The sequence below is a fragment of the Tenacibaculum sp. 190524A02b genome, from assembly GCF_964036645.1.
Taxonomy (GTDB): domain Bacteria; phylum Bacteroidota; class Bacteroidia; order Flavobacteriales; family Flavobacteriaceae; genus Polaribacter; species Polaribacter vairaonense.
In genome coordinates this window covers 3,965,436-3,977,505 of the sequence record NZ_OZ038525.1, presented here as the reverse complement: position 1 = coordinate 3,977,505, position 12,070 = coordinate 3,965,436, and the positions used below count along the sequence as shown (strand labels likewise).

The window sequence follows — 12,070 nt, the reverse complement described above, 5'->3', positions numbered from 1 at the left end:
CTAAAATTTATTCATCGAATTGGAAATAGCACACTCAATTTTTGATTTTATTCCAACACAAAAAACATTTGTAACCATTGGCACTTTTGATGGTGTTCACATTGGACATCAAAAAATAATACAAAAACTAGTTACAGATGCAAGAGCAAATCATAAAAAATCCGTTTTACTTACCTTTTTCCCTCATCCAAGGATGGTACTTCAAAAAGATGTAACAATACAACTTATTAATACCATTAAAGAAAGAGCACAACAATTGGAACAATTAGGTTTAGATTACTTGATAATTCATCCTTTCAGTAAGGAATTCTCTAGATTAACTGCACTTGACTTTGTCCGCGATATTTTGGTTAACCAATTAAATATTAGCAAACTTATTATAGGATACGATCATCATTTTGGAAAAAATAGAGAAGGGAATATTGAGCAACTTACTGAATATTCTTACTTATATGATTTTGACGTAGAAGAAATACCTGCACAAGACATAGATGATGTTTCTGTTAGTTCTACTAAAATAAGAAGAGCGCTTTTAAATGGTGAACTTAAAACAGCTAATAAGTATTTAGGGTATAATTATCCGTTAAAAGGTAAAGTTGTTAAAGGTGAAAACTTAGGAAGTAAAATAGGTTTCCCAACAGCTAACATAGAAATTCCAGAAAATTATAAACTTATTCCTAAAACTGGTGTTTATGTAGTTCAATCTTTAATAAATGAGCAATCATTTTATGGCATGATGAATATAGGTAATAGACCTACAGTGAATGGACAAAACCAAACTATTGAAATTCATTTTTTTAATTTCAATCAAAATATATATGATAAAGAGATTACAGTTGAATTACTGTATTTTTTAAGAGATGAAGAAAAATTTGATTCTATTGAAAAGCTAACCCAACAACTACAACAAGACCAAATAAACGCTAGAGCATTCCTAAAAAGTTACGCCAACTAGTTAGTATTGCTGTATTTAAGTCCCCCCGAAATTAAATATACAATTTGGTTTTTGACGTAACTTGCAAGCAAAGTTACTCGTTTTAATTTATTCATAATGACACACTTGTCATTATGAAATCCATATGTTTTTAAGAATTTGTCTCGAAAAAGATGATACTAACTAAAGATGAGATAACTTTAAGAAAAATAGCACTTTGTGTTAAAACATTACGTAGTGAATATAATGTAACCTTAAACGAATTTTACATTGACACTGGGATTCATTTAGCAAGAATAGAGCAAGGCAAAACAAATGTGACTGTATTTACGCTTCAAAAAATATGCGATTATTTTGATATAACCATGTCAGATTTTTTTAGCATGATTGAAGAAATTTAGTATCAAAAACACATTGTTTAAATCTACTACTTCCTTTATCTTTGCCTTTCTTAAAAATTAAAAAAGATGTTACAGGTTCAGTTTATTAGAGAAAACAAACAAACTGTTTTAGAAGGGTTAGCAAAACGAAACTTTGCTAATGCTGAAACAATGATTGAAGAAGTATTAACTATAGATGAAACTAGAAGAGCTACTCAAGTTTCATTAGATAATGTATTGGCTGAATCTAATAAAATATCCAAAGAAATTGGGAATCTATTTAAATCTGGTGAAGTACAGAAAGCAAACCTATTAAAGAAAAAAACAGGACAACTAAAAGAACAATCTAAAGAGTTAACGGAAAAGCTTAACAATGCTTCGGACGCTTTATTAAATTTATTGTATCAAATTCCAAATGTTCCGCATGCATCTGTTGTTTCTGGTACAAACGAAGAAGATAATGAAGAAATTTTCAAAGAAGGAATTATTCCTGATTTAGGGGAAAATGCTCTACCTCACTGGGAATTAGCTAAAAAATATGACATTATAGATTTTGATTTAGGAGCAAAAGTTAGTGGTGCTGGTTTTCCTATATATAAAGGTAAAGGAGCTAGACTACAAAGAGCTTTAATTTCTTATTTCTTAGATAAAAACACCGCAGCTGGTTACACTGAGGTTCAAGTACCTCATTTAATTAATGAAGCTTCTGGGTACGGAACAGGACAATTACCTGATAAAGAAGGTCAAATGTATCATATTACAGTTGATGATTTATATTTAATACCTACTTCTGAAGTACCGATCACTAACATGCACAGAGGAGATTTGTTACAAGAAGCTGATTTACCAAAATCTTATACTGGATATACTCCATGTTTTAGAAGAGAAGCTGGAAGTTATGGAGCACATGTTAGAGGTTTAAACCGTTTACATCAATTTGATAAAGTTGAAATTGTTAGAGTTGAACACCCTGATAATTCTTATCAAGCATTAAATGGCATGGTAGAGCATATAAAAGATATATTACGTGAATTAAAATTACCATATCGAATTCTACGTTTATGTGGAGGAGATACTGGTTTTACTGCTGCTTTAACTTTTGATTTTGAACTATATTCAACGGCTCAAGAGCGTTGGCTAGAAATTAGTTCTGCTTCTAACTTTGAAACATTTCAAGCTAACAGATTAAAATTACGTTTTAAAAATAAGGAAGGAAAAAGCCAATTAGCCCACACTTTAAATGGTAGTTCTTTAGCATTACCTCGTGTGTTGGCTGGTATTTTAGAGAATTACCAAACAGAAGATGGAATTAAAATTCCTGATGTATTGATTCCTTATTGTGGTTTTGATAAGATAGATTAAAAACAGATAAGATATAAACAATAAATAAAAGTAAGTTTCTTATAAGGAAACTTACTTTTTTAGTTGGCAACTATAGCAACCATTAATCTTTTATATTTATTCATCTCTAAAAGAGCTTCAAAATATTGAGCTATTTGCCCTTTCTTCATAAATTCATTAGCTCTTTGTCTTGACATTTCGTATTTTCTTGATAAGTTTTTCATGTTATAATAGTTTAGTTACGCTACCATTAAGACAAAGTTCATGCCAAAACGTTACAAACTTCTTAAAAAAAAGCATTGTTTTTAATAAACCTTTAACATTTAAACCTTACAAGCACTCTACTTTTAAAAGCTAAATATTTGATTATATGCTGTTTTTTCAAGAAGTTTGTATAAATTGTACTTAACACTAAATACATTAACTTTTAATGAAGAAAGTTTTACTCATATTTGTTTTTTTTACTGTGTCACAATTCGTTTTTTCTCAAAAAAACAATTTTATAATTGCTGAAAACTACTTTAGAAATAGTGAGTACGAAAAGGCAATACAGCTTTACAAAGAACTATACAATAAAAGCCCTTATAATACTACCTATTTAAAAAGGCTAGTAAGTTGCTATCAAGAAACCTCGCAATTTACAGTTGCAGAAAATTTACTGCAAAACAAATTAAAAAGGTATCCAAAGCAAACATATATCTACACCATGTTGGGCTATAATTTTGAGCGTCAACAACAATCAGACAAAGCCAACAAACAATACATAAAAGCACTAGAGTCTGTTAAAAATAACAGTGGCTATGCAGGTATTATTGCTAATCTTTTTAAAAGCTACAATAAACTGGACTATGCTATTAAAGCTTACAATAGCATCATGCTTAATAACCCAAAAGCTAATTATGGGTTTCAACTTGCTCAAATTTATGGTGAAAAAGGCGATTTTGAAAAAATGTTTATTTCTTACGTAGATTTAGTTGATAAAAATGAAAACTATCTTAACAACATAAAAAGATATACTAGTAAATATATAAATGATGACCAAGAAAATGAAAGCAACGTTTTATTTAAAAAAGCACTTCTAAAAAAATCCATTAGCAACCCCAAAAATATATGGAATGATTTGTTAGCTTGGTTATTTATTAAACAAAAACAATACTCAAAAGCTTTAATTCAATATAAAGCTTTGCTGGCTAGAAACGGAGACAACCTAAGAAACATTAGTAACCTAGGGCAAATCACATTTCAAGATAAAGATTACAATACAGCTACGGAATGTTATGACTTAATTATTGAGAAAACGAATCACCCTACTGATAAATTCCTAGCAATTCAAAAAAAAATAGAGATTGACATAGCCACTAAACAACCCAATATTGAGGAAAAATTCGATACTATTTTCAAGCAACACGGCATTAATAAAAACACATTATTTATTCAGCTTGCTTACGCAGATTATTTAACATTCACTAAAAACAATCCTGAAAAGGCCATTGCAGTTTTAGAGAAAGCTATTAAAGTAGCTAATTCAAAATTCAACAAAGCTTCAGTAAAGTTAAAACTAGGAGAGGTCTTAGTTTTTAACAAACAGTTTAATAAAGCTCTTATTTATTTTTCCCAAGTACAAACTCAGTTTAAAAATCATTTTTTAGCTCAAGAAGCTCGTTTTAAAGTTGCTCAAGCTTCTTATTTTAAGAATGATTTTAAATGGGCTAAAGCACAACTAAAAGTCCTTAAAGGTTCAGCAACACAATTAATTGCCAATGATGCAACAGAGCTTTTTTTAACTATTACTGATAACCAACCAAAAGATAGTATATCAACAGGTTTAAAAGAATATGCTAAAGCTGACCTATTAGCCTACCAAAACAAAAACAAAGAAGCTATCAATTTATTATCAAATGTTATTACCAACTATAAAAACCAACCTATTGAAGACGAAGCTTTATACAAACAAGCTACTCTTTATATTAAGCAGAAAGAATATGGTAAGGCTATAAACAATTTTGAAAAAGTTTTACAACTAGACCCACAAGGGATATTAGTAGATAATAGTCTTTACCAACTAGGAGAAGTATACAATAACGAATTAAATAATCCAGAAAAGGCTTCTGAATACTATCAAAAGATTATTTTTGACCACGTTTCTAGTATTTACCTTGTTGATGCAAGAAAAAAGTTTAGAAAACTTAGAGGCGATAACATCTAACAAAAATGCAGTAAAGTATAACTTAACCGCATTAATGATTTTAATTTATGTATATATATAACGTAACAGTAAACGTAGACGAAAGTATCCATGCTGAATGGTTAGTTTGGATTGAACAGCATATTCCTGAAGTATTAGCTACCGGACATTTTGTAAGTGCTAAAATGACTCAAGTCCTAGTTGATGAAGAAATGGGAGGAATCACATACTCTATCCAGTACTCTGCTAAAACTAGAGAAGATTTAGATAATTATTATAAAAATGATGCTGATAGATTAAGGCAAGATGGTTTGATTAGATTTCAAGGAAAATCATTAGCTTTTAGAACAGAACTAAAAGTAATTAACGAGTTTTACCCTACTGCAAAAAGTAATTAACCAAACATAACAGTTCACCCCTTTTTCTATTAAAAAACATGAGTGTAAGAGCAAAAAAACATTTAGGACAACATTTTTTAACCGATGAAAATATTGCTAAAAAAATAGCAGACTCCTTAACTGAAAATGGATATAACCATGTATTAGAAATAGGACCTGGAATGGGAGTTTTAACAAAATACTTATTAGAAAAAGAGCCCAAAGTAACTGTTATGGAATTAGATAGTGAATCTGTTTCTTATTTAAAAGATACCTTTCCTTTAGAAAATATAAAACTAGACACTTCTTTAGATAAATTTAATATTATTGAAGGTGATTTTTTAAAACAAAACATCTCTAAAATTTTCAATAATGAACAAGTAGCAATTATTGGAAATTTCCCTTATAACATTTCTTCTCAAATTGTTTTTAAAGCGATTGAGAATCGTGATTTTGTACCTGAGTTTTCAGGGATGTTTCAAAAAGAAGTTGCTCAAAGAATCGCTGAAAAAGAAGGAAGTAAAACATATGGTATATTATCTGTTTTAACACAAGCTTTTTTTGATGCAGAATATTTATTTACCGTTCCTCCAACTGTTTTTAATCCACCTCCAAAAGTAGACTCTGGAGTTATTCGTTTAATAAGAAAAGAAAACTACACGTTACCTGTTGATGAAAAATTATTTTTTAGAGTAGTAAAAACTTCATTTAACCAACGAAGAAAAATGCTTCGTTCTAGTTTAAAATCCTTCAATCTCTCGGATACCTTAAAAGAAGACCCTATATTTGCGATGCGTCCTGAACAATTGTCAGTACAAGACTTTATAAACTTAACGTCTAAAATCGCAAACAATGGCATTAGAAATCACTAAAGAGCTCTTAGAAAATGTACAAGACTTAATTAAAAATCAAAAAGACACTACGCTTTCTGATTTTTTTTCTGATGTTCATCATGCTGATATTGCTGAAGTTTTAGATGAACTTTCATTTGACCAAGCAGTTTATATCATTCGTTTATTAGACTCTGAAACTACTTCTGAAGTATTAATGGACGTTGATGAAGATGTTCGAGAGAAAGTTCTAGAACAATTATCTGCAAAAGAAATAGCTGAAGAAATTGATGAGTTAGACACTGATGATGCTGCTGATGTTATTGCTGAGCTTCCTGAAGGCAAAAAACAAGAAGTAATTCAAAAAATTGAAGATAAAGAGCACGCTAAAGAAATTGTTGAACTTTTACGTTATGACGAAGATTCTGCAGGAGGGTTAATGGCTAAAGAACTAGTAAAAGTTAATGAAAACTGGAATGTTTTAACCTGCGTTAAAGAAATGAGGCAACAAGCTGAAGCTGTAACGCGAGTACACTCTATTTACGTAATTGACAACCACGGTAAATTAAAAGGAAGACTTTCATTAAAAGATCTTTTAATGGCCTCTACTCGTGCAAAAATTGCTGAAGTTTATATCCCAAATGTAGATTTTGTCAAAGTACACGATAAAGCTGAAGAAGTTGCTAATGTAATGCGTAAATATGATTTAGAAGCTATTCCTGTTGTAAATGAATTAGGCGTGTTAGTTGGACGAATTACTATTGATGATATTGTTGATGTTATTAAAGAAGAAGCAGAAAAAGACTATCAATTAGCTGCTGGTATTACTCAAGATGTAGAAGCAAATGATTCCATTTTAGAATTAACAAGAGCAAGATTACCTTGGCTATTTTTAGGTCTATTAGGAGGAATAGGAGCTGCAAGAATTATGGGTTTTTTTGAAGGTGCTTTGGAAAAAAACGCAATACTTTTTATGTTCACACCTTTAATAGCTGCTATGGCTGGCAATGTAGGTGTACAATCATCAGCAATTATTGTTCAAGGTTTAGCTAATGATGATGTTAAAGGAAGTATTACTAACCGATTACTGAAAGAAGTATCACTAGCTATGGTAAATGGATTGGTATTATCTATTTTACTTTTCTTTTTCACCTGGATTTGGAAAGGTGATGTCATTACCGCTACAGCTATTTCAATCTCATTATTTGCCGTTATTATTGTTGCTGGACTTATAGGTACTTTTATTCCACTTTTCCTTGACAAAAGAGGTATTGATCCTGCCATTGCAACAGGCCCCTTCATTACCACATGTAATGATATTTTTGGAATTTTAATTTACTTTTGGATTGCTAAAGTTATTATTGGGTTTTAGAAGTCGTTTTCTCTACTTTCTCTAAAATTGTATTAATTTTTTCTTTAGGAATAAATCCTTTTAACATAAACAAAGCACCAAAAACAATTAACAAAACCCCCATACCTCTTTTTATACGATATATCACTAAAGGAGTTAGCTTACTTTTTAGTTGCTTTGCTAACAAAATTTTAATCAAATCCGTTACAGCATACCCTAAAATTATCACTGCAAAATACCAAAATATAGCATTAGGATCCATATTTAAAGATGGCCCAACAACTAACATTGTTCCCAACCAAAAAGCCAACACTCCAATATTAATGAAATTCAAGAAAAAGCCTTTTAAAAGTAACTTTAAATAATTATCACTATCTGGCACCTTTACATCTGGGGCTTCCGTTTCTTTTTTATTATTTTTATCTAAGTAAGTTATTAAACCATATATTATCAAAACTAACCCTCCAATTAAAAATAAACGAGGATCGTCTTTTATCTTTTCTAATAAACTTCTACTACCATAATAAGCAATTAACATAAATGAAATATCTCCCAATATTACACCTACATCAAATGCAATAGCTGCTCTTGCTCCTTTTAAAATACTAGTTTTTATTAACATAAAAAAAACCGGCCCAATCATAAAGGACATGAAAACACCTGCTAAAAAAGCATTTTTAAAATCGTAGAAACCCATAGTAATTTATATTAATTAAACCTCATCAAAATCAACAGTAATAGTAGGAGTTGTTGGATGTGCCATACAAGTTAACACCAAACCTTCTTCTAATTCATCATCTGTTAAAATAGAGTTTTTAGTCATTACCGCTTTCCCTTCTGTAACCAAAGCTATACAACTACTACACACTCCTCCTTGACAAGAGTAAGGTGCATCTAACTTATTACGTAAACTAGCCGCTAAAATAGTGTCAGTTTGCTTCATAGTAAAAGTAGCTTCCTCATCATCTAACATTACTTTCACCTCTGTTTGACCTTCTTTTATAGCGTCAATATTCTCCTCTTTTTTAGAAGCAGTAAATAATTCAAAATAAATAGTACTTTTATTCATTCCATTATCCTGCATTGTTTCAGAAGCTATTTGAATCATTTCTTCAGGGCCACATAAAAAGGCACCGTCAAAAGACGTTTCTTTGTAAATATTTTTCACAAAATAATTCACATGCCCCTTATCAATTCTTCCAAACAACTCACCTTCTTTTCTCTCTCTACTAAAAACATAATGTACCTTGAACTGTTCTGAATACAGTTCTTTTAGTTTATTTATTTCTTCAAAAAATATAGTATCGGCTATACTTTTATTCCCGTAAACTAATGTGAAATTACCCATAGAGCTTTCTAAAACAGACTTTATCATTGATAAAACAGGGGTAATTCCACTACCCGCAGCAAAACCTATATAGTTCTTACCTTGCTCTGGCTTTAATATAAACTTTCCCTCAGGTGCTGTAACCTCTAGCTCTTCTCCCTCAGAAAGCTTTGAAATTGCATATGTAGAAAACTTTCCGTTTTCAACCGCCTTTACCGCTACTTTTAATTCATGACTTTTTGGAGAAGAACAAATAGAATATGCCCTTCTAACTTCCTCGCCATTAATTTCTTTTTTTAGAGTTATATATTGCCCAGCTACAAAAGAAAAAGTTCCTTTTAAACTTTCAGGTATTGTAAACAAAATAGAAACAGCATCTGCAGTCTCTTTTATAATTTCTTTTATAGTTAGTTTGTAAAATTTTGCCATTCTGTATGTAATAAGCTACAAAAGTAACAAACAATTAAGTAATGAAACGTTAGAGATTGTATAAAATAATACCTAAGAAATTTATACATAAGAAAATTATGCATACATTTGCAATGTGATAAACACAAGCATTTTTTAATGCTATGATTAAACAAAAATTAACATGGGAAACAAAAAACTATACAAGGGTTCTTTACAAACCATTATTTTAAAGCTATTAGCACAAAACAGCAAAATGTATGGCTATGAGATTACTCAAAAAGTAAAAGAACTGACGAAGGGAGAATTGCTCATTACGGAAGGCGCATTGTATCCTGCTTTGCACAAAATGGAAGCAGAGGGCTTATTAGAAGTTGAAGTTGCAAAAGTAGGAAACAGGCTGCGTAAATATTATAAACTTACTGAAAACGGCACCAAAGAAACCGTTAATCGATTAGCTGAAATGCAAGAGTTTTTAAAAACCATGCAACAGTTAGTAAACCCTAAGTTTAGTTTAGAATAATTTTTTTTGCTATGGAATTAACCAATAATCAAGTACGACAGATTAATAATTTCTTAGAAGCTATAAATATTGAATACATTGATATTAGAATGGAAATGGTAGACCATATAGCTTCTGAAATTGAAAATGAAATAGAAGACATCCCTTCTTTTTTTGAAGACAATCGTTTACAATCTACTTTTCTAAAATACATGTTAGGCAGAAAAAAAGAGTTTCTGACTAGATACGATAGTATTGTTAAACAAAAACTTTGGTCTGATATAAAGTTAATAATAAGAGATATTTTTATTCAACTAAAAAAACCTACACACTTTTTATTTTTATTATGTTCTTCAGCAAGCACTTATTTCCTTATTCCATTTATTAATCCCGAATATTTAATTTACCTACCATATAGCTATATTATAATCATATCACTACACTTCAACTTATTAACTTATAAGTTTATTAAAAGATATAAAGAACTAAAAATAATACATTCATATAGATATTTTATTGGATTTACAACTTTCCCTATAATGATTATCCCTTCCTATTTTGAAATAGCTGCAAAGTTTTCATTTAGTGACTTCTTCATGGTTTTGTCAGCTATAAGCTGTGGTGTTTATTACTTAGCTACCTGTAGTTTTATATCAAGAAAAAAAGAATTTGAAAACAAATATCAACAACTAATTAACTAGCTATGGAACTAACTCAACAACAATTAGATTACATAAATATTTTTTTAGATAAAAAAGGAATCGACTACATAGATTTTAGAATTGAAATTTTTGATCATATAGTTACTGAAATAGAAACCTTATTACATAATGAATCTATAGATTTTTACACAGCTTTTGAAAACACTATAAGCAAGTGGGAGACACCTCTACAAGAAACTCACAGCTGGCTTTTTGGTTTTCTTTTTAAAGCCCCTCGTTTAGTTATTAAAAAGGCCACTAAACTATTTTTTCCTACCAGTGCAGTTCTTTTTTCCTTATTCTTTTTTGTTTTCTACACTATTTACAGTCAATACGAATTCACCTTTATTTATCTATTATTAGAAAAACCTATAAAAACCATATTTTTACTTGGAAGTTTTTCTTGGCTTTTTGTCACATATAAAATACTAGCCGACACAAAAAAAACAGTTTATAGTTTCATTATAAAAACTCAAGCTATAGGTATTGTAATAATCCCCACAATAGTCTCTCTAAAAAACCCAACTATCAATTTATTTATTGCAATAACACTACTAATACTTATCATCTCCACAATAAGCAATGCTTGGTTTTACAGAAAACACCTAATAGAAAAAGAGAAATACCAATTTTTATTAAAATAACCTATGGAACTAACCGACAAACAAATTCAAGAACTATACGATTTTACTCAAAAACATTATGTGGAACACTACGACGTGCAATCAGAACTAGTTGATCATTTAGCAAATGATATTGAGAGAATTTGGGGTAAACAACCCGACCTACCTTTTGAGATTGCTAAAAACATTTCATTTAAAAAATTTGGAGTTTATGGTTTTATGGATGTAGTAGAAGAAAAACAAAAACAATTATCAAAAAAGTATTTTTCTGTCATTCTTCAATATACTAAAGAATGGTTTACCTTACCCAGAATGATTTTTAGTTTAGTAGTTTTCTATTTATTATTTACAATACAGATTTTTTCGCAAGCATATGCAATTTATACTACTATTTACTTACTTATAGCTATTATTGAAATACGATATATTTATCTTTTTAAAAAAAGAATACAAAAAAAGGCTATACAAACAGGAAAAAAATGGATGTTTGAAGATACATTGTTAACACAAGGAATAGGAAATGTAGCATTTTTGTTTTTTTCCATTCTTAATTTTGTCATTCCTTTGGATCATGATTTCACTTCAATAAACACATTAGGAAGGTTTATAATAGCACTTTTATTAACACTTTCCTGCTTAACAGGTTATATATGCCTATTTGTAATACCTAAAAACACTCAGTTTATATTAAAAAAACACTATCCAGAGTATCAGTAATAGTCTTGTTTTAATAGTTAATTAACGAAAACCATCTATTGAACCAAACAACACCATGGATTTAACCCCCAATAACAAGCAATTAAAAAACACTTAATTAATATAAAACATTTGTGACTTTTTACATTTTTACCACCTCTAAACAATACAAATATTCATTTTTTTTATAAATTAAATTGAATATGGATTTTTAGTTTCCTCTTAAATGTATTTTCCCCTAAAGTAAGCCACACCTAAGAGTGTGGCTTATCGTTTTTTTTAAAAACAATTAATTATTAATTAACATTTCAACCAAAGAAATTATAGATTTTTGTCGCTCATTAGTAATCTATTTAAAAATTTTTAGAAGGGTTTTAAAATAGAATTAGTTGGCTCTCCTTTAACGGGAGAGCTT

Annotated in this window: 14 protein-coding genes; 11 read left to right on the top strand and 3 right to left on the bottom strand. The window is 29.7% G+C overall.

Annotated elements, in window-relative coordinates:
* The first annotated feature begins 19 nt into the window (after positions 1–19).
* The 3 genes from ABNT65_RS15905 (at position 20) to serS (ending at position 2,676) form a co-directional block, all read left to right on the top strand.
* Positions 20–955 (top strand): bifunctional riboflavin kinase/FAD synthetase, encoded by a 936-nt coding sequence (locus tag ABNT65_RS15905; protein ID WP_348705229.1) that lies wholly within the window; start codon positions 20–22, stop codon positions 953–955.
* A 152-nt stretch (positions 956–1,107) separates the two neighbouring features.
* Positions 1,108–1,335 carry a helix-turn-helix transcriptional regulator gene (locus ABNT65_RS15900; RefSeq protein ID WP_348705226.1) on the top strand — a complete coding sequence of 76 codons (228 nt, stop codon included), beginning with the start codon at positions 1,108–1,110 and terminating at the stop codon, positions 1,333–1,335.
* 66 nt (positions 1,336–1,401) lie between these two features.
* Complete coding sequence (gene serS / locus ABNT65_RS15895) at positions 1,402–2,676, top strand: serine--tRNA ligase (protein ID WP_348746276.1); 1,275 nt, start codon at positions 1,402–1,404, stop codon at positions 2,674–2,676.
* 59 nt (positions 2,677–2,735) lie between these two features.
* On the opposite strand, the gene ABNT65_RS15890 is transcribed toward serS, so the two are convergent.
* Positions 2,736–2,879 (bottom strand): hypothetical protein, encoded by a 144-nt coding sequence (locus tag ABNT65_RS15890; protein ID WP_348738690.1) that lies wholly within the window; start codon positions 2,877–2,879, stop codon positions 2,736–2,738.
* Positions 2,880–3,085: 206 nt separating this feature from the next.
* Between ABNT65_RS15890 and ABNT65_RS15885 the strand changes: the two genes are divergently transcribed.
* The 4 genes from ABNT65_RS15885 to mgtE are packed head-to-tail and all read left to right on the top strand — an operon-like array spanning position 3,086 to position 7,419.
* On the top strand, positions 3,086–4,861 hold the full coding sequence (locus ABNT65_RS15885) for a tetratricopeptide repeat protein (protein ID WP_348705222.1): 1,776 nt from the start codon (positions 3,086–3,088) through the stop codon (positions 4,859–4,861).
* Between the two features lie 47 nt (positions 4,862–4,908).
* Positions 4,909–5,238 carry a DUF4286 family protein gene (locus ABNT65_RS15880; protein ID WP_348738693.1) on the top strand — a complete coding sequence of 110 codons (330 nt, stop codon included), beginning with the start codon at positions 4,909–4,911 and terminating at the stop codon, positions 5,236–5,238.
* Positions 5,239–5,276: 38 nt separating this feature from the next.
* Complete coding sequence (rsmA, locus tag ABNT65_RS15875; RefSeq protein ID WP_348705218.1) at positions 5,277–6,089, top strand: 16S rRNA (adenine(1518)-N(6)/adenine(1519)-N(6))-dimethyltransferase RsmA; 813 nt, start codon at positions 5,277–5,279, stop codon at positions 6,087–6,089.
* Complete coding sequence (gene mgtE / locus ABNT65_RS15870) at positions 6,070–7,419, top strand: magnesium transporter (protein WP_348705215.1); 1,350 nt, start codon at positions 6,070–6,072, stop codon at positions 7,417–7,419. Before rsmA ends, mgtE begins: the two co-directional genes overlap by 20 nt.
* Here mgtE and ABNT65_RS15865 read toward each other — a convergent pair.
* Together ABNT65_RS15865 and ABNT65_RS15860 are read right to left on the bottom strand one after the other, a co-directional pair.
* Entirely contained in the window at positions 7,406–8,095 is a 690-nt protein-coding gene (locus ABNT65_RS15865; protein WP_348705212.1) for a LysE family translocator, read from the bottom strand. The two genes, mgtE and ABNT65_RS15865, sit on opposite strands and share 14 nt — an antisense overlap.
* 15 nt (positions 8,096–8,110) lie before the next feature.
* Positions 8,111–9,154, bottom strand: a complete 1,044-nt coding sequence (locus ABNT65_RS15860; protein ID WP_348746275.1) for a ferredoxin--NADP reductase — start codon at positions 9,152–9,154, stop codon at positions 8,111–8,113.
* A gap of 163 nt (positions 9,155–9,317) precedes the next feature.
* On the opposite strand from ABNT65_RS15860, the gene ABNT65_RS15855 reads away from it, so the two are divergent.
* From ABNT65_RS15855 to ABNT65_RS15840, 4 genes are read left to right on the top strand one after another with little or no spacing between them, the layout of a single operon-like run.
* Entirely contained in the window at positions 9,318–9,656 is a 339-nt protein-coding gene (locus ABNT65_RS15855) for a PadR family transcriptional regulator (protein WP_348705207.1), read from the top strand.
* A gap of 11 nt (positions 9,657–9,667) precedes the next feature.
* A complete protein-coding gene (locus ABNT65_RS15850; RefSeq protein ID WP_348705205.1) occupies positions 9,668–10,336 on the top strand; it encodes a hypothetical protein in 669 nt (222 codons plus the stop codon).
* A gap of 2 nt (positions 10,337–10,338) precedes the next feature.
* Entirely contained in the window at positions 10,339–10,980 is a 642-nt protein-coding gene (locus tag ABNT65_RS15845) for a hypothetical protein (protein WP_348705203.1), read from the top strand.
* A gap of 3 nt (positions 10,981–10,983) precedes the next feature.
* Positions 10,984–11,676: a hypothetical protein gene (locus ABNT65_RS15840; RefSeq protein WP_348746274.1), complete on the top strand. Its 693-nt coding sequence runs from the start codon at positions 10,984–10,986 to the stop codon at positions 11,674–11,676.
* Positions 11,677–12,070: the final 394 nt, after the last annotated feature.